Annotated in this window: 24 protein-coding genes and 1 pseudogene; 16 read left to right on the forward strand and 9 right to left on the reverse strand. The window is 39.0% G+C overall.

All coding sequences use genetic code 11. The features are described 5' to 3' along the window. Positions 1-247: 247 nt before the first annotated feature. The 5 genes from FTU65_RS06555 (at position 248) to rapA (ending at position 5,579) form a co-directional block, all read left to right on the forward strand. Positions 248-496, forward strand: coding sequence for an Imm41 family immunity protein (locus FTU65_RS06555; RefSeq protein ID WP_180012332.1), 249 nt, complete (start codon positions 248-250; stop codon positions 494-496). Positions 497-623: 127 nt separating this feature from the next. Then, positions 624-956: a hypothetical protein gene (locus FTU65_RS06560; RefSeq protein WP_180012333.1), complete on the forward strand. Its 333-nt coding sequence runs from the start codon at positions 624-626 to the stop codon at positions 954-956. 161 nt (positions 957-1,117) lie between these two features. Beyond that, positions 1,118-1,822: a phosphopantetheine-binding protein gene (locus FTU65_RS06565; protein ID WP_180012335.1), complete on the forward strand. Its 705-nt coding sequence runs from the start codon at positions 1,118-1,120 to the stop codon at positions 1,820-1,822. A 133-nt stretch (positions 1,823-1,955) separates the two neighbouring features. Beyond that, entirely contained in the window at positions 1,956-2,600 is a 645-nt protein-coding gene (locus FTU65_RS06570) for an RluA family pseudouridine synthase (RefSeq protein WP_180003800.1), read from the forward strand. A 141-nt stretch (positions 2,601-2,741) separates the two neighbouring features. Next, a complete protein-coding gene (gene rapA, locus FTU65_RS06575) occupies positions 2,742-5,579 on the forward strand; it encodes an RNA polymerase-associated protein RapA (RefSeq protein WP_180012337.1) in 2,838 nt (945 codons plus the stop codon). A gap of 112 nt (positions 5,580-5,691) precedes the next feature. On the opposite strand, the gene FTU65_RS06580 is transcribed toward rapA, so the two are convergent. Continuing rightward, positions 5,692-6,129: a hypothetical protein gene (locus FTU65_RS06580; protein ID WP_180065048.1), complete on the reverse strand. Its 438-nt coding sequence runs from the start codon at positions 6,127-6,129 to the stop codon at positions 5,692-5,694. A 512-nt stretch (positions 6,130-6,641) separates the two neighbouring features. On the opposite strand from FTU65_RS06580, the gene FTU65_RS06585 reads away from it, so the two are divergent. After that, complete coding sequence (locus FTU65_RS06585) at positions 6,642-6,905, forward strand: PAAR domain-containing protein (RefSeq protein ID WP_168377714.1); 264 nt, start codon at positions 6,642-6,644, stop codon at positions 6,903-6,905. 106 nt (positions 6,906-7,011) lie between these two features. Continuing rightward, entirely contained in the window at positions 7,012-7,809 is a 798-nt protein-coding gene (locus tag FTU65_RS06590) for an alpha/beta fold hydrolase (protein ID WP_180065049.1), read from the forward strand. A 62-nt stretch (positions 7,810-7,871) separates the two neighbouring features. Here FTU65_RS06590 and fabR read toward each other — a convergent pair whose 3' ends face one another. After that, complete coding sequence (gene fabR / locus FTU65_RS06595; RefSeq protein ID WP_372491111.1) at positions 7,872-8,546, reverse strand: HTH-type transcriptional repressor FabR; 675 nt, start codon at positions 8,544-8,546, stop codon at positions 7,872-7,874. Between the two features lie 168 nt (positions 8,547-8,714). On the opposite strand from fabR, the gene FTU65_RS06600 reads away from it, so the two are divergent. Both FTU65_RS06600 and FTU65_RS06605 read left to right on the forward strand, forming a co-directional pair. Next, positions 8,715-9,782 (forward strand): flavin reductase family protein, encoded by a 1,068-nt coding sequence (locus FTU65_RS06600; RefSeq protein WP_180065050.1) that lies wholly within the window; start codon positions 8,715-8,717, stop codon positions 9,780-9,782. 12 nt (positions 9,783-9,794) lie between these two features. Next, positions 9,795-10,889, forward strand: coding sequence for an acyl-CoA desaturase (locus FTU65_RS06605; protein WP_078193588.1), 1,095 nt, complete (start codon positions 9,795-9,797; stop codon positions 10,887-10,889). Between the two features lie 82 nt (positions 10,890-10,971). On the opposite strand, the gene FTU65_RS06610 is transcribed toward FTU65_RS06605, so the two are convergent. The 3 genes from FTU65_RS06610 to FTU65_RS06620 all read right to left on the reverse strand — a co-directional run bounded on the left by FTU65_RS06610 (position 10,972) and on the right by FTU65_RS06620 (position 13,153). Beyond that, positions 10,972-11,175 carry a hypothetical protein gene (locus FTU65_RS06610; protein WP_180003812.1) on the reverse strand — a complete coding sequence of 68 codons (204 nt, stop codon included), beginning with the start codon at positions 11,173-11,175 and terminating at the stop codon, positions 10,972-10,974. A 176-nt stretch (positions 11,176-11,351) separates the two neighbouring features. Then, positions 11,352-11,981 (reverse strand): HAD-IB family hydrolase, encoded by a 630-nt coding sequence (locus FTU65_RS06615; RefSeq protein ID WP_180034749.1) that lies wholly within the window; start codon positions 11,979-11,981, stop codon positions 11,352-11,354. Continuing rightward, on the reverse strand, positions 11,948-13,153 hold the full coding sequence (locus FTU65_RS06620; protein WP_180003816.1) for a DUF1615 domain-containing protein: 1,206 nt from the start codon (positions 13,151-13,153) through the stop codon (positions 11,948-11,950). Before FTU65_RS06620 ends, FTU65_RS06615 begins: the two co-directional genes overlap by 34 nt. Before the next feature lie 278 nt (positions 13,154-13,431). On the opposite strand from FTU65_RS06620, the gene FTU65_RS06625 reads away from it, so the two are divergent. Together FTU65_RS06625 and FTU65_RS06630 are read left to right on the forward strand one after the other, a co-directional pair. Next, positions 13,432-13,614: a hypothetical protein gene (locus FTU65_RS06625; protein WP_168377709.1), complete on the forward strand. Its 183-nt coding sequence runs from the start codon at positions 13,432-13,434 to the stop codon at positions 13,612-13,614. Positions 13,615-13,775: 161 nt separating this feature from the next. Beyond that, positions 13,776-13,943, forward strand: coding sequence for an acyl-CoA thioesterase (locus tag FTU65_RS06630; protein WP_373683444.1), 168 nt, complete (start codon positions 13,776-13,778; stop codon positions 13,941-13,943). A gap of 92 nt (positions 13,944-14,035) precedes the next feature. On the opposite strand, the gene FTU65_RS06635 is transcribed toward FTU65_RS06630, so the two are convergent. Together FTU65_RS06635 and FTU65_RS06640 are read right to left on the reverse strand one after the other, a co-directional pair. Further along, positions 14,036-14,206, reverse strand: a complete 171-nt coding sequence (locus FTU65_RS06635; protein WP_180054363.1) for a hypothetical protein — start codon at positions 14,204-14,206, stop codon at positions 14,036-14,038. Positions 14,207-14,515: 309 nt separating this feature from the next. Beyond that, positions 14,516-14,890, reverse strand: coding sequence for a hypothetical protein (locus tag FTU65_RS06640; RefSeq protein ID WP_180054490.1), 375 nt, complete (start codon positions 14,888-14,890; stop codon positions 14,516-14,518). 564 nt (positions 14,891-15,454) lie between these two features. Between FTU65_RS06640 and FTU65_RS06645 the strand changes: the two genes are divergently transcribed. Further along, positions 15,455-15,802, forward strand: coding sequence for a hypothetical protein (locus FTU65_RS06645; RefSeq protein WP_168377460.1), 348 nt, complete (start codon positions 15,455-15,457; stop codon positions 15,800-15,802). A gap of 16 nt (positions 15,803-15,818) precedes the next feature. Here FTU65_RS06645 and FTU65_RS16255 read toward each other — a convergent pair. Then, a pseudogene (locus tag FTU65_RS16255) lies at positions 15,819-16,174 on the reverse strand (site-specific integrase); the annotation flags it as partial. A 101-nt stretch (positions 16,175-16,275) separates the two neighbouring features. Between FTU65_RS16255 and dusB the strand changes: the two are divergent. Beyond that, positions 16,276-17,322, forward strand: a complete 1,047-nt coding sequence (gene dusB / locus FTU65_RS06650) for a tRNA dihydrouridine synthase DusB (protein ID WP_180065051.1) — start codon at positions 16,276-16,278, stop codon at positions 17,320-17,322. A gap of 218 nt (positions 17,323-17,540) precedes the next feature. Here dusB and FTU65_RS06655 read toward each other — a convergent pair whose 3' ends face one another. Next, positions 17,541-18,584, reverse strand: coding sequence for a nitronate monooxygenase family protein (locus FTU65_RS06655; protein WP_180065052.1), 1,044 nt, complete (start codon positions 18,582-18,584; stop codon positions 17,541-17,543). A gap of 214 nt (positions 18,585-18,798) precedes the next feature. Here FTU65_RS06655 and FTU65_RS06660 point away from each other — a divergent pair, with 214 nt between their 5' ends. From FTU65_RS06660 to FTU65_RS06670, 3 genes are all read left to right on the forward strand, one after another. Beyond that, positions 18,799-20,058, forward strand: coding sequence for a putative DNA modification/repair radical SAM protein (locus FTU65_RS06660; RefSeq protein ID WP_180065053.1), 1,260 nt, complete (start codon positions 18,799-18,801; stop codon positions 20,056-20,058). A 9-nt stretch (positions 20,059-20,067) separates the two neighbouring features. Continuing rightward, on the forward strand, positions 20,068-20,847 hold the full coding sequence (locus tag FTU65_RS06665; RefSeq protein ID WP_180065054.1) for a TIGR03915 family putative DNA repair protein: 780 nt from the start codon (positions 20,068-20,070) through the stop codon (positions 20,845-20,847). 65 nt (positions 20,848-20,912) lie between these two features. Further along, complete coding sequence (locus FTU65_RS06670; protein WP_180066527.1) at positions 20,913-21,434, forward strand: hypothetical protein; 522 nt, start codon at positions 20,913-20,915, stop codon at positions 21,432-21,434. Positions 21,435-21,465 lie beyond the last annotated feature (31 nt).

Genomic DNA, 21,465 nt, shown 5'->3' on the forward strand with positions numbered 1-21,465 from the left:
AAGTTGACCATGAGATGCCTGTGTATCGCTTGAACTGAGGATCAGAAAGCTTGTTTGAATCGATGTATTTCATCCGCAGATTATGCACGAATGCTAAGAAATCCGGAGTGCAAATATTAACCAAAAAGAAGATCGTTTTTTGATTTATGAAAGAGATCTAACGTGTATTATGTTAATTTTAAGTTATTTAAAGAATAATCCTTATGGATGCAGAAAAAACTATCCTACGTAATTTTCCCACAATGACTTGTTTGATGATGATTCATTTTTAGGAAAACTCCATGAAGAACAATTATGGGATATTGAGGAATATTGGCTTTTAGAGTGCAGTATTTATGAACTTGAAAAAAACTCATCTGAAAAATTGCATTGGGAAATATTTAGAATTTTTAGCATAATTATGGGCAAAATTAGCTATCATTTGGATAAGAATGATTGCTTTAAAATCAAAAAATTAAAACGTCACAAACTTTATGAACTGAGAGAAAGAGTTTAATTAGTATTTGAAGGTTATTTCTCCCAAAAAATGCCTGAACAAAATATTTTTGAAGAGGTTAACCCTTTACTGATACCCTCTATTTAACAAAATGGCTGTTATACGAAACTAAAATAAAGGGAAAGCTATGGACTCAAAAGAATTAGCTCATCTGCTCAAAAAAGGAATTATTAACGAAAACCTAGAAATTTATAAAGGATTGTTCACAGACTACTCACCATCAGAAATAAAAGATCCTTATTTTATTGATGCAATAAGTTTTTTTAATAATTTGCCAGACGAACATAAGAGAATTTTTTTTTCAATCTTACGACAAGTAATGATTGATTCAATTAGTAATGTATTGGGTGTTATTGATGGCAGCTCAAGTTTAGAAGAGCACGATGGTGATTTTTCTTTGCTGTATGAGGGTAAGTCACTTGAATATTTACAAGATTATTTTTTATCCCAATTTGAATAAAACCAAAACTTAGGTTTATCTAATAAACTTAATAGAATTAAAAAAATATATAAGTTTAAAGTTGACCAAAAAGTAAATCATCAGTAGCCGAAAGTCACCTTCAGATATGATTCTGCGTTAGCATATCAATTGTTCCAACTTGAGTTATGTACCGAGTCTGTATGCTTTATCCCATGCCCAAGAAAATCCAATTTGCACCTTCTCTATCAAAATGGCAGTTGTCATCAACACAGTCTGTATTGGTGCTGGATGGTTTACAAAATCTACGCATGCAGCAGGGCATACAAGATACGCAGTTGATGGAAAATTTGATCCAGCTGACCAATAAAGCCAAAGCCTTAGAGATTCCTATTGTCGATTTATATGGTGATGATTTACTTCAAGGCATGCAGCAGCTTGGTGAATATGCAACAACACACCCGCAGCTCATCTTTGCAGGGCAAATCACACCTATGCTGAAACAGATCTTGCCGCATCTATATAGCGTAACAGAGCAAATCTGTATCGTTGATGACGCAATTGTGCTGAGTAATCAGGAACAGCATATTCAGTGGGTGGACTCCATGTCAGGCCAAGGTATACATCATATGAGTAGTTATAATTTGATGCGGCTTTGGAATCTGTCAGCACCAACTGAATTCGTTTTGTCAGCCAAAGGCATATTATTGGCTATTGCAGAGCAGCTAGATATGGACGCATTGGAAATAGATCCCTTAATCGATTTACGCAGTTATGGGCTCGATTCCATTGCCATGGTCAGCTTAATTGGGTTGTGGCGTGCCAATGGTGCAAACATCCGTTATGAAGACTTTTTAGATGGTGCAAGTTTAAAAGCATTGCTAGAAAAATTGCTCAATACAGATTAAACAAAGCCAATTGGAATTATTTTTGTTCTAAATCGGAAAATACGTCGGGAAATATAGCTTTGTGCATTGTAATTGTTGGCTAAGCTTTTTATTATTGCCGCCTTGTTTTTCGAGATCAGAACTGGATTGAACTTTGAGTAATTTTCTAACCGAACACCTGATACATCGTGATACTGACTTTATGGTGATCCATAAACCAGCAGGTTTACTCACAGTTCCGGGAAAAACAGCAGATTTACAAGACTGTGTTATCAATCGATTATTAAAAATTGAACCGAATACCTTGCTCATCCATCGTTTGGATCGTGATACCTCAGGTATTTTGGTTTTTGCATTAACCCGTCAAGGGCAAAATCGAATTTCACGCCAGTTCCAAGAACGTCAAACTTCAAAAACATATCAGGCATTGGTTGCGGGTACGCTCGAAGGTGAAGGTACTGTCGATGTACCGGTCATATATGACCCAGAACATCCGCCACTGCATATTGCCGATCCTGCACACAATAAGCCTGCGCTTACGCATTGGAAAGCCACTGAACATTTTGAGATTCAGGGGCAAGCCGTAACACGTGTAGTTTTAACTCCTATTACCGGTCGATCACATCAGCTTCGCGTTCATATGCAATATTTAGGTCATCCTATTGTAGGTGATACTTTGTATGCAACACCTGAGCAACAGCAGCTGATGCCGCGCTTATGTTTACATGCTGAGCGCTTGAGTTTTAACCATCCTGAAACTGAGCAAACAGTGGAATTTCACTGTCCTGTACCATTTTAGGAAAATCATTTAAATCCCTAAGAATTCTGCTCACTATTTAGTGGGCTTTATGTCAAAATATATTGCTTTATGGTCTAGATTTTTGCTCAAATAACGTTCACAGTTTGAGCATAATATTTTCAGACCGAACTTGAGAAAAAGGTGGAAAAATTGCAGCAGTTTGCTATTGGTCAACGTTGGTTATCAGATACAGAAACGGAACTGGGTTTAGGTGTTCTTATTGATGTTGATGAGCGATCGGTCAGCATTTTATTCCCGAAAAGTGATGAAACTCGTGTCTATGCCCGTCACAATGCACCTTTATCTCGTATTGTTTTCAATGTAAATGACGAAGTCCAAGACCAAGAAGGTCAAATTTGGATTGTCGAATCGCTTGAAGACCGTGGTGGTGTGGTTCGTTATAACGCGGTACGTAAACTGGCCGACGGTACAGAAGAACGTAAAGCACTGAATGAAACACGTATTGGTGCAAGTATTCAGTTAGCAAAACCATTAGACCGTTTACTTGCAAGCCAAGTAGACTATAAAGAATGGTATGACCTGCGTATCGAAGCATTGCTTCTTCAAGCCAATATGAAGTCTAGCCCTTTACGTGGCCTAGTGGGTTCACGTGTGGGTCTCATTCCACACCAACTGTATATTGCGCATGAAGTGGGTAAGCGTTTTGCCCCACGTGTATTACTTGCTGACGAAGTCGGTTTAGGTAAAACCATCGAAGCCGGTCTGATCATTCATCAGCAACTCAAAACGGGTCGTTCAGAACGTATCTTGGTCTTAGTACCTGATTCATTGCAATATCAATGGATGATTGAAATGCGTCGTCGTTTCAATCTTGAGTTCTCATTATTTGATCTGACACGTACAGCATCGATTAAAGAGCACGATCCAGACCTCAACCCATTTTTAACTGAACAATGCATCATTGCCAGTGTCGATTTGATGATCGACCATGATGACTTGCGTGAACAAGCCCTTGAAGCTGGTTTTGATTTGCTTGTAGTCGATGAAGCCCATCATTTAATGTGGTCAGAAGAAGAAGGCGGCAATGACCGTTATGACCTTGTTGAAGAACTTGCTGAAAAAACACCGGGTGTCTTGTTATTAACCGCAACGCCTGAACAATTAGGTGTGGAAAGTCACTTTGCACGTTTACGTTTACTTGATCCACAACGTTTTAGTTCGCTTGATCGTTTCTTGGATGAAGAAGATCAGTATCACCAAACAGCTAAAATTGCTGAAGTGCTGATGTCTGATCTGCCACTCGAAGAAGGGCATTTGGCAGCGATTGAAAGCCTATTAGGTCATCGAATTACTGACGAGCCAGAACAACGCTTTCGTGCCATTCACGAGTTGTTAGACCGTCATGGTACTGGTCGTATTTTATTCCGTAATACACGTGAAGCGATTCAAGGCTTCCCAGGTCGTGACTGTCAGCCTGCGCCATTACCTGCACCTGAAAACTGGTCTAAAGATGGCAAGCTACGTGAACAAATGTGGCCTGAAGAAGCGCAGCTTGATGGCTCGTGGATGGAAACCGACCCACGTGTGATGTGGTTGATGGAACGTCTGCGTACAGACCTAAAACACAAAAAAGTGTTATTGATTGCACGTAGTGGTCCAGTCGTTGAGTCTTTAGAAAATGTACTTCGTTTGCATGCGGGTATTCGCACAGCGATGTTCCATGAAGGCATGAGCCTATTAGAGCGTGACCAAGCAGCAGCTTATTTTGCGGAAGAGTCATACGGTGCGCAAATTTTACTATGTTCAGAAATTGGTTCTGAAGGTCGTAACTTCCAGTTTGCATCGGACTTAGTTTTGTTTGACTTGCCTGCAAACCCAGACGTACTTGAACAACGTATTGGTCGTTTAGACCGTATTGGTCAAGAAAATCGTATTCAAATTCATGTGCCTTATCTGGTTGGCACTGCGCAAGAGCGTATGTTCCGTTGGTATAACGAAGCATTAAATATTTTCTGTAATATCTCGCCGACTGCACAAACCTTACAAGAAAACTTTATCGTCAATCTGAAAGATTGTTTATTGGCAGATAAAGGCCAAGAGTTTGAAGATTTGCTCGAAGCGGTGAGTGTACAACGTGAAGCACTTGAAGCTGAACTTCAAGAAGGTCGTGACCGTTTACTTGAGTACAACTCTTGCCGTCCAATCGTGGCACAAGAAATTGTGACTGCACTTGAAGACTACGACGACAATACAACCTTGCCAATGTTTATGAAGCGCTTCATGGCGTCTACAAACATTGATTTTGATGAGCAAAGTAACGGTACTGTGATCATCAAGCCAACGGATCAAATGCAAGTTCAAGGTCTGACTTTGGACGAAGAAGGCATGACGGCGACGTTCTATCGTGACCAAGCACAGATCCGTGAAGATGCTCAATATTTAACACTTGAGCATCCATTCACTGAAAGTGTGATGGAAATGATTAATACACAAAGTTTTGGTAGTACCAACGTTGCTGTATTGAAATCAGCAGCTTTACCACAAGGTTCTGTGTTAATGGAAGTGTGGTTTAAAGTCGATGTCGTTGCACCGAAAGCATTGAATTTGCCGTCAAGTTTGCCTCAACAGTTGGTTCGTGTATTACTGAGCGAAAAAGGTCAGGATTTATCGCAAAAAATTGCACCTGAAATTTTACGTCCTTATTTACATCATCTTGATGGTAACAGTTGCCGCCAAGTGGTTAAGGCGCGTCGTGATGTTATTGAACAGCGTTATACGCAAGCGCTGGAAATTGCACGTGGCGCATTACCGGGCTTTAAACAACAAGCCAAAGAAATCTATGGTAGCAAATGGCAATATGAAATTGACCGCTTGACTTATTTGAAGCAGTTCAACCCAAGTATTCGTGAAGATGAAATTGCACGTTTACAAAAACTGCAAAAAGAAGGTTTAACACTGCTTGATGGTCTGGCGGTTACACCAGAAGCAATTCAAATTATGGTAGTGGTTAAGCCATAATTTTAAATTCTCAAAAAAGCACCTTCGGGTGCTTTTTTTCATGGCTAAAATTATAACTGTAAAATTAATCACGACAGATTTACGCTAAATCAAAGTTTTGTATTGTTTATTTTTAATCTAAATTGTCGACATCGGCATAAAAAAAGTAACTATTCTTCAGCAATTCTACAGCTTGATCAAAATCTTCATGTTCATCCAACATATAAAATATGCCATCAAGCTTTGTATAGTCAGGATGATTTTTTGCTAACTGAATTTGGATCGTACATCGGTCTGCTTGGCTGCGTGTTGCATAATGAGCAGTAAGTAAATCAAAATTGATGTCAATGCATAGCGGCTGTTTTAAGGCAATGGCACCACAATAAGCATGTATTTCAGGTAATAAACGTAAGACTAAATCAGCCTCTTTGCTTTCCGCCACGATGAGCTCTGGGTCTGCGGTCTTACACAAAGCGAGTACTTCAGTTAACAGGGTTGAGTCATCTAGTGTATGGTCTAACACGATGACTTTTTGCGGTTGGGTTAAATCGAAGTCATTTATTAAAATCATAAAACCTCCTGAAAATAGAATGGTTATGCTTTATATATCTGCGTTATAAAATGAAAAGGTGCTACGTTTCGAATCTAAAATTTTCTAAAAATGGTTTTGGATAATGTGTTCAGTCTATGAACGTTCTAAAGTTAATCATGGCGTAGAAATGCAACATTTTTTGATTCGTAGCTCAGTTAAATACTGAAATTGTAAAATAGGCTGCTACGCTTCATGCTCATTGCTAGACCCAATATACATGTTTTGATTAGTAAAAGAATCGGCGTTGCGACATAAACTGTCGTTGTTGATATCAATTGAATTATGAAAGTGAAATGATTAAATGTATTAGGACATATAGCGATAGCATCATAATCAAATGATTGTTCACGAACTGCCTTAATGTCGTGTTTTAATGCTTTAGTTAAGTAAAGTTTTGGCTTGATTAAATTTATACGTCGATGCTAGCGAGTTGTGGGTAGTTCCGTTAAAATGCTTTAAATTTCAGCAGTTCGTTAGAAGAAAATAAAAATATGAAATCTTTAATTACCTTAGGTAGTAAAACGTCACACGGTGGTGTGGTTTCAGAATGTGAACCTTCATTTGTGATTAATGGTATTGCGGTGCATTTAAACGGCATGAAACATTATTGCCCGAAATGTAATTCGACTGTGGCTGCGATCGCGGCAGATCAAAGTACAACGGTAAAGGGGCGAGGTGTTGTGGTTGCTGGAGATAAAACCAGTTGTGGCGCAACATTTTTACCGAATCAATCAATGGTCGGTTCACAAAAATAATCTGCAAACTGACTTTGAGGTCATCTAGATAAACTTATTGAGTCCTGTTTAAATCGTATTGATCTCTTTATGATGTGGCATCATCAGTTGATTGGATGAGTTTTAGATGAAAAGCGCGATCCATTTTACCCATGCCAATGGTATTCCTGCTGCAAGTTATCGAAAGTTTTTATCCTACTTTGCACCGCAATTTGATGTGAAGGCGATTCCGCTGATTGGTATGGATGAGCGCTATCCCATCACCAAAGACTGGCGATATTTGGTCGATCAAGTCATAGCAGATATCGAGCACCAATTCCCAAAACAAAAAGTGATTGGGCTTGGGCATTCTTTTGGCTCTTTAGTCACCCTGATGGCGGCTTATAAACGTCCAGATTTGTTTTCACAACTGATTATTATGGATCCACCTTTCGTAATCGGTCCTAAGTCTGCCATTTTTGAAGGTATGCAAAAATTAAAACTCAAAGCTGTCGATAAAATTACCCCTGCAGCAATTACGCTGAAGCGCAATGATCATTGGTCAAATTTGGATGAAGCCTATACGGCACTACGGAATAATCGTTTATTTAAAAGTTTTGATGCGCAGTGTTTTGAAGATTACTTTGCACAAGGCATTCAAGCTGATGAAAAACGCGGTGGCGTGACCCTCAGCATTCCAAAAGCCGTGGAAGCGCAAATCTTCCGTACAGTACCTGCATGGTGGTGGCGTACTCCACGTAAAGCCCCTCAAATGCCTGTACACCTTATCACCGCAGATAACAGCCATTTTTATAAACTAGGTTTGCCTGACGGAATGAAGAAAACCTATGGTATAGATTATAGTGTAGTTGAAGGTGGGCACATGTTTCCACTTGAGCAGCCGAAACAGACAGCGCTACACGTCATGCAGTACTTACAGCATTAGAAAAATAAATTTTGCTCATAAAAAAGGAGACCTGAACGTCTCCTTTTTTTGACCGTTAATTTTTAGCGAATCTGTGCTTCGTCTAAATGGCGAGCACCTTCCAGGATCATACGAATCATAATCATGGTTTGTTCGGCAACTTCTTTGCGTTGTTCTGTCGGTAGATCAATGACTTTTGCACCCATGTTAAACACCAATTGGGTAATACCACGTGCCACGATGTCAGGATGAGCCAACTTGCTTTGATTTAAACGTTCTAGGACGATTAAATCTTCTCTTAATTCTTGTTGGAAATAGTTAAGTTGACGCTCAACTGCATTTTTATAGGAATGCGAACCAGTATAGCCTTCACGAAGTAAAAGGCTTAAGTTGCCTTCATCGGCATCTAGCTGCTGAATAAATACTTCAACTGAACTACGAATAATACTGCTTTGGCGTGATGCCTGAAGGCGTGCTTCATGCAAAATTTGACGTAACACACCACCAGCTCGATCAATCAACTCAATGGCTAATTCATCAATATCTTTGAAGTGACGATAAAAACTATTTGGAGCAATGCCAGCTTCACGTGCAACTTCACGCAAACTCAGTGATGAAATACTTTTTTGTGGACCAATTAAATTAAGCGCTGCCTGAAACAGTTCTTCCTTGGTAATCGTTGCTTTACGACCTACAGTGCGAACTGCAAGTGGAGTTTCAGCTTCAGAATGTAATTCTTCCTGGTACATGTTAACCATATTCGTCTGTGCAGACTGAGTCATATTTTTTAATAGATTAAAAACATTAACATATTATAGCGTCTGCTAATAGCTTTTGTGAAAATGTCGATTAAATGCACAAGCGTATATACAAATATATATACATGTGTATAATAATTAAAAACCTCCCATGAGTTGTATTTGATTATGCATGTACTCGAAAAAGCGAAAAAGCCTTTAAACGCACTTAAAGACAGTGTTGTAGACGTCAATACGGTAAATTTCTGGTTGCAGAAATTTAATCCGTTATGGTCTGGTAATCAGGCTCTCGGCAAAATTGTACAAAAAGAAAATGCAGCAAATGAGATGGTCAGCCTAACCATACAGGTGAACCGTTTATTTAAAATTGGCGAAGCTGGTCAGCATCATCCTGTTTTTGCTCGCGTAAATGGTATCCGTTACGAACGTACATATAGTTTGACTCAGCTAGATGATCAACACGTATTGCTAAGTGTAAAAAAAGTGAATACGGGTATTGTGAGTACTTGGCTGGTAGAACAAGCACAAGTTGGTGACATCTTAGAATTTGGTCAGCCTTTTGGTGATATGACTTTGGTGTCAAATTCTACACCGTTGCTACTATTGGCTGCGGGTAGTGGTATTACGCCAATGTTGAGTTTGTTGAAAGCGATGAGCAAAACTAAGCAAATTGCGGAGCAACCAATTCAGTTAATGTATTGGGTTAAGTATCACGATGATGCCGCATTCAAATTGCGCTTCGAAGCTTTGGCAAATCAATATCCAAACTTTAAATTTCAAATTTTCTTTACCCAAGAAGATGTTGCCGATCCACGATTAAATGCCTCTCACGCTGCTCAAATTAACAACATTGAGTACAGTACAGTGTTTGCATGTGGTCCATCAGGTTTCGTCACTCAGGCCGAAGCATTATTTGGTCGTGCACAATGCTTTATGAGTGAAGCATTTAGCATGAGCCCAATCGCAACGGATGACATTGGCTTTGTGAATGTCACACTTACACAATCTAATAAAACCGTCAGTATTCCAAAAGGCCAATCAATTCTAGCCAGTCTTGAACAGCAAAATATCAAACCAAATCACGGTTGCCGTATGGGCATTTGTAATAAATGTGCCTGCAACAAAGTTGAAGGTTCGACTAAAAATATGGTCAATGGTAGCCAAAATACAGAACCGGGTAATTTACTCAAAATTTGTGTGAACTCAGCACAGTCAGATCTCGTTATTGATTTATAAGGTAGAAAAAATATGAACATGCCTGTAAAAATTGAATATTTTAAAAATCCTAAAAACCGTGAGTTAACCCAATCGCAATTAGATGAACTTGCGCGTGAGCTTGACGCAATTAAGCAAGAAGTTTTAGATGACTTAGGTGAAAAGGATGCGAAATACATTCGCCGTGTATATTCGACTATTCGATATTCATCTATGGCGGGTCGTGCATTATTGTTTGCAGGTTGGTTTCCGCCAGCGTGGATTTTAGGCACAGGTCTTTTAGGTTTTGCCAAAATCATGGAAAACATGGAATTAGGTCATAATGTCATGCATGGTCAATATGACTGGATGAATGACCCTAAATTCAATGGTCAGACTTATGAATGGGATATCGTGGGTACTGCAGATAACTGGCGCCAAACTCACAATTTTAAACATCATACCTATACCAACATTAAAGGTATGGATGATGATATTGGTTATGGTCTCGTTCGTTTATTCCCAGAACAGCGTTGGAAGCCGGGCTATCTATTACAACCGATTTATAGCATTCCATTTTGCTTATTGTTCCAATGGGGTGTTGCCATTCAAAACCTTGAATTGGGTAAATACTTTAAAGGTCGCAAAACAAAACAGCAGACCAAAGAAGAATGGAAGCCAATGCAAGCCAAAATCGGCAAGCAATTATTTAAAGACTATGTGTTTTTCCCGCTTATTGCAGGGCCTGCAGCATTACCTGTGCTCACAGGGAACCTCGTTGCGAATGGTCTTCGTAATATTTGGACGTTTAGCATTATTTTCTGTGGTCACTTCACCAAAGATGTTGAAGTTTTCCCGAAAAAAGTACTTGAAAATGAAAGCCGTGGACATTGGTACATGCGTCAAATCCGTGGTTCTTCAAACCTTACTGGTTCAGAAGCATTTCACATTTTGACAGGGCATTTAAGCCATCAGATCGAACACCATTTATACCCTGACGTTCCTGCACGTCGTTATCGTAAAATGGCGCCAAAAGTGCAGGCGGTCTGTGAAAAATATGGTTTGAACTATAACAACGCAAGTTTAGTGAAACAGTACGGCAGTGTACTAAAACGTATTGTGAAATATGCGTTTCCATTTAAAAAGTAATAAACGCTACACTAAATTTACGGGAAAAAAAGCCATGCAATTGCATGGCTTTTTTATATTAACTTTGGGGAAAATATTTATTTCAATTTTTGATATGTAATTTGAGGATCTTAATCAAATTCATATAATTTCCTTTTTTAGCCATACGAATGACCAATTCAATTTCTTCTTTCGTCCACATCTGGCGAGTGGCTGAGAAGGCAAATTGAGCAAGGAGTACAAATGGATTTTCGCCAAATTTAATATGGAGGCCTTTGACATATTTCGGTGGATTGAATTGATTCATATTCTTTTCCCGCTTTTAATATTTGACCGCATTATTTCTAATTAATGAGAAAAATAGCACACTATAAAGTCAAAATAAAAGCAGAATTTTCAAAATTTAGTCATATATTAGAGCGACTTAAATTTAAGATTGTGATTGTTAACTTTGATTAATAAAACAAACTAAATCACTCGACTTTAGTCGAGTTCCGGTAGGCGCTTATCCTGTCCATTCATGAAATGGTGGGTGGCCAATTCGAACATAGCGAGGTCTTCATCGCTATTTCCATAGGCATAAACATACTCGTAGTCTTGAAGGTTAAATTGCTCCAAAACGCGAATTTTCTTTTGCTCACCACTACAGTCTAAGGTTTCATATAAACCAGTCAGTTTTTGGTTATTGGTTGCAGTTTCAGTACAGATCAGTTTGACCCCGAGCTTTTCAGCCACAGGTTTAAGATATAAATCAACGGAGGCCGAAACTAAAACGACTTCATGACCGCGTTTTTGGTGTTGCTGTAATTGTTCATACAGTGAAGGATTGAGTTCTGCCATCAAATGTTCAGCATATTGCGCTGCTTGATTTAAAATGTGCTCATGATTGGCTTGGCTAAACATTGCGGCATATAGGCGAGGACGCATTGCATGTGCAGGATATAGCTTGAGATAATAGCCTTGAATCCAAGGGAGAATTTTAATCCCTTGGCGCACGATATGCCTTTTAGGCAGGGAATAGAAGATGAACCCAGTAAAACTGTCTTTATTACACAGGGTTCCGTCAAAATCAAATAAGGCTAAAGTTTTAGGTTTTTGATGCGGCGCATGCATGTTTGATAACGTCCATCGACTCGTGTGGCAAACCAATTGGTATTGTAATCACGGCTTAATTTCGGCCCAGAAATTACGACTTCAGGCATCATGGCATAAAACGGTTCTTTACCAGTCTTTTCTTGGTACAACTTTTTGACCGCTTTATACGTCAAAGTATCTTCAAAGTCCTGATCTTTTTCTTTTTTAAGATCTGAACGAATTTGACGTGGAGTCGCAATCACATTGTTTTCTGCAAAAACGGCAATCAGTGCGGTTTCAGACTGGCTTTTTGCTGAACGTGGAGAACCATCTTTATTATAAAGTAAGAGGTCACCATCTAAGCCGAGCTCAGCAGGGGTTAAGTCATTCAACATGCTTTGGAATGCCGCATTACGACTCGAATAACGACCCGAGTTATAATCTGCAAAACGATAAATCGGTTTGTCATATTCAGCTGGATACATCATTAAACGGTGGATACCATAATACAAACCGCCATATTGGCTATACATATCTGTACGTAGTGCCGCAATATTTCCACCTTGGCGCTTATGGTCTTTGGCATAGCCTATATGGACCTGCATCGAACCTAAAGTGGTAATGGGGTTGAGCTTTTCACCAATATCTTGTCCAACCAGTTTCGCTGCGCCCGTCAAAGCACTCACGTGATAATGTTTAGACATATAGTCAAAAATTTCACGATATAACTCGTCTAGTTCACGTTCAGTTTGTACACGGCGCATTTGGCTCAGATAGTTATCTTCTGGACTCGGTTGATTTTTTAACACATCTTGGAAATAGCCAGCGACTGTACCACCGATGCCATCACCCAATTTATCTTTAAACTTTTCTTCAAGACGATCTTGAACTTCTTTGACGGCTTTTTCACCGAGTCCCGGCACATGCGGGTCGGCAACAAAATTGGACTCTTGATCGACTACAGCAACAATCGTACAAACATTTTCTTTCGTGGTTGGAATACCGAGCTGATCACTAATGTCGTAGATATCATTGGCCCATGACAGACGTTCATTCACGCGAGGTGGAATGGCTTTTTTGATCTGTTCCGCTTCCATAGTGGGTTCATCTTTGCTCCACCATGAACCATTACCACAGGCAGCCAAGCCAATGGATAAAGCCAGTACAGAAAGGGATTTAAAGCATAATGTGGTCGAAAAAGTTTTGTTCATATTTTCCAATAAACTCAGCCATATGGGGGCGACAAAGCAGGTGCAGTATACTATGCAAAATACATAAGTAATGAATAAATATGTATATGCCTCATAGGGGACTGTCAATCTATTTATGGAGATCTACGCGTGTAAAAACAAGCAGTTCTGTCAGGATGATTGGAAAAAGAATGCTTTTTGAGCTAAATAGATGAATATTCCAATATCATTTTCAACAGATTATAAAAAATGCAGGTATATACTAGCTGAAATCCATAAATTTTTTAAGGGGGATTATTATGCCAGCTAAATTTTTCAGTCGTTTCTTGGGTTTGATTGCGTTAGTTATGGTATTGGGGGCAATCATTATTAACTTTGTTGTGGCTAAACCGATGGTGGAATATTGGATCTTACTCTTACTACCTTGTTTTGCTGTTCCAATTTTAACCTCAGTGATGATCACGAAGGATGAAAATCTTTAACATCATCGTTCAGTAAATCTATTTTTCAATCCAATAGATGATGAATACTCAGTCTGTGCAAAAAGCTCACATCGGGTGGGCTTTTTGTTGATGTGTCTAAAGTATTTTATACTGTGCAAATGAGAAATTTAAAACGCCAGCACAAATTAAAGGTATCAAACGTGATTTGGTCAACTGAACAAGATGCCGTGTTGATCGAACATGCAGATTTAGCTATGTCTGAATTAATCCAGCACTTGGGATTTAGTGAAGAAGACATTTTACAAAGAAAAAAAGTATTGGGTTTAAACCGGCGGGCACGTCAAATTCAACGTTTATATTTTAAATAATTGAAGTCAAATTCATTGAAAGCTGCGAAAGACTTAAAAATGCCTGTGAATTTAAAAACCCACTATCTGTGGGCTTTTAAATTTTTGCTCAATTATTTTGCAACAGCTTCAGAAGCAGGTGCCGCTTCAGTTGCGTCTTGAGCAACTTCAGTTGTTTGAGCTTCAGATGCAGCAGCTTCAACTTTTTGTTCTTCAGCAGCAAATGTAGTTGCAGCCGCCGTCGAGATAAGTGCAGCAAAAAGTGCTTTATTTAAAGTTTTCATGATTCAATCTTCAGTCTATTTTTGGAAAAACAACTTAATGTATTAATCATGAGAAAAGTGTAATTAAAATGGGTGTTATGTGGCTAGATTGTGAACTTTGACGAAAATTTATCACAATAAATCAATGGCTTGAAATCCATCACAAAATAAAATGTGCCATTCAATTGCCATTTATTATTTGAAAGCTTTAAAAAGAAAAACCCGAATAAATCGGGAAGTATATTTTACGTTGTTATTACAGCGAAACTTACCCACTTTTCGCTTAATTACAATTTATCGCTGAAATATGACGCCATGATGAAAAGGAGATTATTCAGCAGGGCATTCAATTTTGAGTTTTACTTTGTAATAGTCCTGTGCAATCTTCAAATCATTTAACATTTTATCTTGAGTATAATCTTGGGCTGCGAGTTTGAGCATGGCAGGCATATAGTTGGTTTTATATTCATGAGGGTAGTCATGACATAAGACTTGGGTTTTTTCCTTGATCGATATTCTTGGGGCATCTAAAACATCAAGGTATTGACTGATTTGCGCATCTGACTGCTCAAATTGTTGAGTCGCTTGTTCCGTTGTTAAATCAGCGTTTTGGCTTTCAGCTGCAGCCGCATCGTCATTGGGTTGTTGGCAGGCAGTCAATATGGTAGCGAAAAATATAAAAGAGAGAATTTTCAATTTTTTCATAAAGTTCAACTCACTCGTGTGAATTTATAGATTTAAGTTTTCAATGATTTTAGCAGTATCCCTCTATAGTAACACCTGTACGGGCAGATACGCAGAAAGTCTGATGTTGAATCGATAGTGTGTTAACTACATGGATGATGCATAAGTTTCAACGACTCTTAAGCAAAAGCGTAGAAATTTTTGTTTGGAATTACTAAAATATCGCATTGCAAATTTGCCGTCCAATTCCGAAGCTTCAAATTCCTCAATTCAATCGTTGAGCAATGTTGATATTCATTGTCATCATTCAATTGCATAATCATTGCCATGAAACGTTTTTACGCTCAACAGATTTTGCGAACATACATTTGAATTTAGCATTGTTAAAAGTGGATTCGAAGATTTCGAATGTGGTTCGGGTATCATTTGCTAAATATAGCTAGAGGTTAAAACATTGAGTCAACATCCTGTCATTCAAGAATTATTCGATCGTCCCATCGAGAGAAAACTGTGGGTGGCACCTATGGCAGGTGGGTTAGATTACGTTACTATTTACAATAACATCCAATTTAACGAGCATCAAAAGTGCATTATCTAACCAAAATTATTAACGGAATAACAATTTGCTTCCTAGCATCAGTGAACTGCTATGCTAAAGATGAACCATCAAATGCTCATAATGTAATTGAATTTAAATGGTACGAAGCCAAAAATAATTACAACAGAATAATCAGAGAGTCTAGAGAAGCCAAAAGGAATGATAGTGATTGTGAGGAAAAACTGGATAGCTGTGATAAAGATATGAAAAGCTATCTTTATTACCGGAAACCATTAGCTGCCGCAAAAGCTCGCTTAGATGCAGCTGAAAGCAAGCTATATGAGAAAATGTCATTAGAATTTGATGCAGATAATGTTGGTGTTCAGAAAGATTAATACTTTTATAAGAAGCGGCGTAATCAGAAAAGTCTTGTCGCGTTAAATAATAGATATTCTTTTCAGAAATATCTAAACTAGCGATATGCTGTAGTGCTCCTGTTTTTGTCCTAGCAAAACTGTCCGCCTCATCCAAATACTGAAATATGAATTCTCTGAGTGTTTTTGCTTAAGTTGCACCTCAGGGTTCAACATTTTTTCAGGGTGCAATTCAATTTCTGCCTCTGCGCGTTTAATCCACTCATCAGCCAAAGACTTTTAGCTAAATGTTTTGGATTGCTTGAATTCTGGGTAGCCTTGAAGTTGTACGCGGACTTGAGCTCTATACCGAGTTGTACCGTCTTTTGTTTGTCGCTTAGTGACTGTACCTATGAATTTGCAACATTGAAATTTCGTGATGCAAATAGGTGCAACTAAAGAGCATTAAAAGTCAATACGGAGCGACTAAACGAAGTTAAACGAGGTTAAAGATTTTGAGTAAAAACAATGTCATTCAAGAATTATTCGATCGTCCCATCGAGAGAAAACTGTGGGTGGCACCTATGGCAGGGGTTACAGATCGCCCATTTCGTACACTTTGCAAATACTTTGGCGCAGGTCATGCTGTCAGTGAAATGATGACGGCAGATAAGACGCTACGCATGAGTAAAAAGAGTCTTTATCGTGCCAATTTTGATGGTGAAATAGCGCCTATTTCTGCTCAAATTGCAGGGTCAGATCCAGCTGAACTGGCTGAAGCTGCTCGCTATCAAGTGGCAAATGGTGCGCAAATTGTCGACATTAATATGGGATGTCCGGCGAAGAAAGTCTGTAATAAATTGGCAGGTTCCGCGCTGCTCAAAGATGAAGACTTGGTGGCTCGCATTTTAGATGCTGTGGTTGATGCAGTTGATGTGCCAGTGACCTTAAAAACCCGTTTGGGCTATCTCAATGGTCATGAAAACATTATGCGCGTTGCGAAACGCGCCGAAGAAGCTGGCATTGCTGCATTGGCACTTCATGGTCGTACACGTGAAGATATGTATCTGAATACGGCGCGTTATAGCTTAATTAAAGATGTGAAATCGTTGATCAATATTCCTGTGATTGCCAATGGTGATATTGATACACCTGAAAAAGCCAAATATGTACTGGATTATACTGGTGCCGATGCAGTCATGATTGGTCGCGCAGCTCAAGGTCGCCCATGGATATTCCGTGAAATTGGACATTACCTGACGACAGGTGAGCATATGGCTGCGCCAAGTATTATGGAAGTTCGTGACGTATTGCTCGGACATTTGTCTGAATTATATGGTTTTTATGGTGAATATTCAGGTTGTCGAATTTCACGTAAACATATTGCTTGGTACACAAAGGGTTTACGCTCTAGTAATGAGTTCCGCCAAAATATGTATAAAGTTGAATCTACAGCAGATCAATATAAAGTCGTCGAGAACTATTTTAATCACTTACTTGATTATGGTCAGATCATGAGTGATGTTCAAGTTGATCAGGTCAATTTGCTTGAAACCAAATAACTTAAAGCCAATCGAAATGGATCTGTGCAATGTGATACAAAGTAGGTCGATTAAAATTAGCTGGATTTATTTGAAATAGATTTAACTAACTTGATTCACATGATCTGAAGCAATTCTTGAATTGTGCATCGATGACAGCCTAAATTGCACATAAAAAGCCCTCAATGTTGAGGGCTTTTTATAGGCATTCATGTTTGAATGTCGCGTTGAGCGAGGTCTTAGTTAAAGCGCATTTCTAAAATCAATTGATTGATCAAGTCAGGTGCTTCCAATTCACGTATTTGAGAGACGTTGGTTCCCGCCCAAAAAGCACCATATTCATGTACACCATGCTTGCTAGCAGCGGCATGTAATTGTTTGCCTAAATCATAGCTATATGGGTAAGCCGGAACGGTCGGGCGTGTTGGTGTGTCAATATCTGTGTGCCAGTTATTGATAATGCCACGTGCAGGCCGGCCTGAAATACTTGATGTAATCTGCGTGATGGGTGCATCAAATAATGCTTTGCGATAAGCTTCATTTGCATTTGATGTTTTGCATTGCACAAAAGCAGTGCCCAATTGAACAGCATCTGCACCCAACTCCATAATTTGATAGGCCTGATGTCCATTCATAATACCACCAGCCGCAACGACTGGACATTGAATATGGCGTTTCAAGAGCTGAACCAAATCACGAGTCTTAACGCTGCTATCAAAGTTTTCATTGAAAATGCCGCGGTGACCACCAGCTTCAATACCTTGAGCAATCACGATATCAATGCCTGCAGCTTCGATCAGTTTAGCTTCTGCTAAGTTGGTTGCAGAAACTAGAGTCAAAATACCCGCTTGTTTCAAGGCTTGGATTTGATGTGGATGTGGAATACCAAAATGGAAGCTTACCGCTTTAGGGCGCGTTTCCAGTAAGAGGTTTAGAAAATGGTCATTATCTTTAAAGCTTGGATAAATACAGTTCAGTGCTTCTGGAGCTTCTGCATTATATTGAGCAAAGCGTGATTTAAATTGCATGATCCATTTGGCAGCAACTTGTTCATCGAGTTCTACTGTGTCATGACAAAAAAAATTGACCTGAAAGGGTTGGTCAGTAAGTTCTTGAGTTTGTAATATTTGCTGACGTGCATTCTCAACACTGCTTGAACCTAAACCCAGTGAACCAAGTCCACCTTGATTTGACACTTCTGCAGCAAGTTCAGGTGTAGAAACACCTGCCATTGGGGCAAGAAATATAGGGTGTTTGATGCCAAGTTTTTCTAATAAAGTCATGTGCATACTCCAATCACTCTAAATACTTTGCCCAAGCGAGTGAAATTAAGCAAATAATATTCGTTATTTCTTATCAAAATGGTCTTGAGCCTACAAAATGCTGTACTTAAAAATTAAGCGACACCTCGTGTCGTAGTAATGATGTATGACCCGACTTTTGAGGTTGATCCTTTTAAAATAATGCTGTGTTCACTTTAAATTTTAAAACTCTCCCATGTCTGAACGTATCCGTGAAAAACTGCAAATTTTAGCCGATGCTGCTAAATATGATGTCTCATGTTCTTCGAGTGGTAGCAAGCGCCAAAATAAAGACAAAGGTCTGGGTAACACTGGAAACGGTATTTGCCATAGCTATACCGAAGATGGCCGCTGCGTATCATTGTTAAAAATTCTATTTTCCAATGTCTGTATTTTTGACTGTGCATATTGTGTGTCCCGTCGGAGTAACGATATAAAGCGCGCAGCATTTACGGTACAGGAAGTGGTCGATTTGACCATGAATTTTTATCGTCGGAACTATATTGAGGGGCTATTTTTAAGTTCGGGAATTTTTAAATCAGCAGATTACACCATGGAGCGCATGTTGCAAGTGGTGAAAAAGCTGCGTTTAGAAGAAAATTTCAATGGTTATATTCATCTGAAGACCATTCCGGGGGCATCTCAGGAAATCATTACCGAAGCAGGTTTATATGTCGACCGTATGAGTATTAATTTGGAAATGCCGACAGAAGATGGGTTAAAAAAATTTGCACCTGAAAAAAGCCATGTCGAAGTTCAAAAAGACTTAGGTATCGTCCGAGACCGTTTGATTCAATTTAAAGATGAACGAAAAATAATACGTACAGTGCCTAAGTTTGTACCCGCAGGACAAACGACGCAAATGGTGGTGGGCGCACATCAAGAGTCTGACCGTGATGTGATACTGATGGCAGACCGTCATTACAAAGAGTTTAAGCTCAAGCGTGTGTATTACTCAGGTTATATTCCAATAAATGAAGAGGAGCGTGCGCTGCCAGCTGTGGGTTCTGCGCCACCGTTATTACGAGAAAATCGGTTGTATCAAAGTGACTGGTTGATGCGTTTTTATGGGTTTGAAGCGACAGAGTTGGTCGATGAAGAGCATCCAAATTTAGAATTGGATATTGATCCAAAATTAGCGTGGGCACTGCGTCATCCAGAGCAATTTCCCGTGGATATCAGCCGTGCAGAATATCAGATGATCTTGCGAGTGCCGGGTATTGGTGTACGTTCTGCTAAAAAAATTGTTCAAGCACGACGTTTTGGGAAAATCCATATCGACCAATTAAAACGTATGGGTATTTCCTACAACAGAGCACAACATTTTATACGTTGTGAAGATTCTCCCAAATTTATTCGAGATCAACAGCCACATCAAATACGTCAGCAGATCTTGCAAAGTGGTCAGTCGAAATATACGCAGCAAGTTTCTCCACAATTGAACTTAGGTTTTTAGGATACAGTCGTGAGTATTTATGTCTTTGATGGCACGATGACAGGATTGCTAAGCTGTATTTTTCGGGCCTTTCAATTTAAGCAATTTGATGTACAGATTTGTACGGATGGGCAAGTACAGGCGGGTCTTTTCGCCGATGTCATTGATGTGGCTAGTCACGATGAACAAGCACAGCGGGTATGGCAAGGATTAAAGCTTAAAGCATCTGAAAGTGCTTTGAAGCAGTTTTATTATGCGTTTTTATCCGAGCAGCAGCAGGCTTTTCAACATTGTTTTAATTTTGCGATTTATGTGTTCCAGCAACAGCGTGATGTGTCTAAAAACTATGGTCATGCTGATGTATTAGGGATGAGTCAGTGGGCGAAGCAAGTGGGGCGTGAAAAGCACCGAATGGAAGCTTTTGTGCGCTTTAAAAAATGTCAGGATGGCTTGTTTATCAGTTTAGTCTCACCTGACTTTAATGTATTGCCTTTGATCGAACGGCATTTCAAATCACGCTATCAAGATCAACGTTGGCTGATTTACGATGAAAAACGCAATTATGGCATTTATTATGATTTAAAACTGGTGCATCAAGTGGATATGGATGCCACAACCATAGATAGGCAAATACAATCAGGCCATAGTCAATCCTTTAATATCGAACTGGATGATGATGAGGTTTTGTATGATCAGCTTTGGAAAGATTATTTTAGAAGTGTCAATATTGAAGCCCGACGTAATATGAAATTACATGTGCAGTATGTGCCACGTCGTTATTGGCGTTATATGAATGAGAAAGCGATTTAATTTCAAATCATTTGAAGAATTTCGGGCATAATGATTGCGCTTTTGATTGTTTAAGTGAGACTTTGATGAAATTATTTCTTGTTACGACCATTTTGACGACAATGGCATTAACGGCGTGTTCTGCAAATGAACAAGAAAAGAAAACATTCGATCCAAAAAGTTATCAAGTTGCTGATACTGCTGGATTACAACGACGCTTTGAACAATTAAATCAAACTCTAGCTATAGATTTTAGCCAACTGAAAAAAGTAGAAAGTTTGGCTTTTTCAGACCAATCCGCTTTAGATGTTCATAACTTAAAAACTTTAAATCAGCATTTTGTTGCCAACACCGCTTTAAAAAGCTCAAAAATTGCCTATTGCGAAGTAATGAATCATTATTTTTCTGAAATGTATCATCTCGGACATGTGAGCTTAGCCTTGGTGAAAGACGTTAAACTGCCAAATGCCGCAAACGAAGATTTGAGTCAGGTATTTGCGAATGCAGACCAATTTTATGATTTTATTATCAACCGCTATACCACATACAAACAGGCACAAGAAACCATGCAATATGGTTGTAATCTAAAAGCAGCTCTGACAGATTAAAAAAAGCCCCTCATTTGAGGGGCTTTTTATT

Origin of the sequence: Acinetobacter sp. YH12129 (assembly GCF_013418685.1) — a bacterium.
In the GTDB taxonomy this organism is placed as follows: domain Bacteria; phylum Pseudomonadota; class Gammaproteobacteria; order Pseudomonadales; family Moraxellaceae; genus Acinetobacter; species Acinetobacter amyesii.

Bases quoted from the DNA above. Each gene is read 5' to 3' on its own strand.
- FTU65_RS06655 (WP_180065052.1), bottom strand. From the start codon at position 18,584: ATGACTTTATTAGAAAAACTTGGCATCAAACACCCTATATTTCTTGCC.
- FTU65_RS06670 (WP_180066527.1), top strand. From the start codon at position 20,913: ATGAAATTATTTCTTGTTACGACCATTTTGACGACAATGGCATTAACG.
- FTU65_RS06660 (WP_180065053.1), top strand. From the start codon at position 18,799: ATGTCTGAACGTATCCGTGAAAAACTGCAAATTTTAGCCGATGCTGCT.
- FTU65_RS06640 (WP_180054490.1), bottom strand. From the start codon at position 14,890: ATGAAAAAATTGAAAATTCTCTCTTTTATATTTTTCGCTACCATATTG.
- FTU65_RS06605 (WP_078193588.1), top strand. From the start codon at position 9,795: ATGAACATGCCTGTAAAAATTGAATATTTTAAAAATCCTAAAAACCGT.
- FTU65_RS06610 (WP_180003812.1), bottom strand. From the start codon at position 11,175: ATGAATCAATTCAATCCACCGAAATATGTCAAAGGCCTCCATATTAAA.
- fabR (WP_372491111.1), bottom strand. From the start codon at position 8,546: ATGGTTAACATGTACCAGGAAGAATTACATTCTGAAGCTGAAACTCCA.
- FTU65_RS06615 (WP_180034749.1), bottom strand. From the start codon at position 11,981: ATGCATGCGCCGCATCAAAAACCTAAAACTTTAGCCTTATTTGATTTT.
- FTU65_RS06560 (WP_180012333.1), top strand. From the start codon at position 624: ATGGACTCAAAAGAATTAGCTCATCTGCTCAAAAAAGGAATTATTAAC.
- FTU65_RS06590 (WP_180065049.1), top strand. From the start codon at position 7,012: ATGAAAAGCGCGATCCATTTTACCCATGCCAATGGTATTCCTGCTGCA.
- FTU65_RS06625 (WP_168377709.1), top strand. From the start codon at position 13,432: ATGCCAGCTAAATTTTTCAGTCGTTTCTTGGGTTTGATTGCGTTAGTT.
- FTU65_RS06600 (WP_180065050.1), top strand. From the start codon at position 8,715: ATGCATGTACTCGAAAAAGCGAAAAAGCCTTTAAACGCACTTAAAGAC.
- FTU65_RS06620 (WP_180003816.1), bottom strand. From the start codon at position 13,153: ATGAACAAAACTTTTTCGACCACATTATGCTTTAAATCCCTTTCTGTA.
- FTU65_RS06635 (WP_180054363.1), bottom strand. From the start codon at position 14,206: ATGAAAACTTTAAATAAAGCACTTTTTGCTGCACTTATCTCGACGGCG.
- FTU65_RS06565 (WP_180012335.1), top strand. From the start codon at position 1,118: ATGCTTTATCCCATGCCCAAGAAAATCCAATTTGCACCTTCTCTATCA.
- FTU65_RS06585 (WP_168377714.1), top strand. From the start codon at position 6,642: ATGAAATCTTTAATTACCTTAGGTAGTAAAACGTCACACGGTGGTGTG.
- FTU65_RS06580 (WP_180065048.1), bottom strand. From the start codon at position 6,129: ATGATTTTAATAAATGACTTCGATTTAACCCAACCGCAAAAAGTCATC.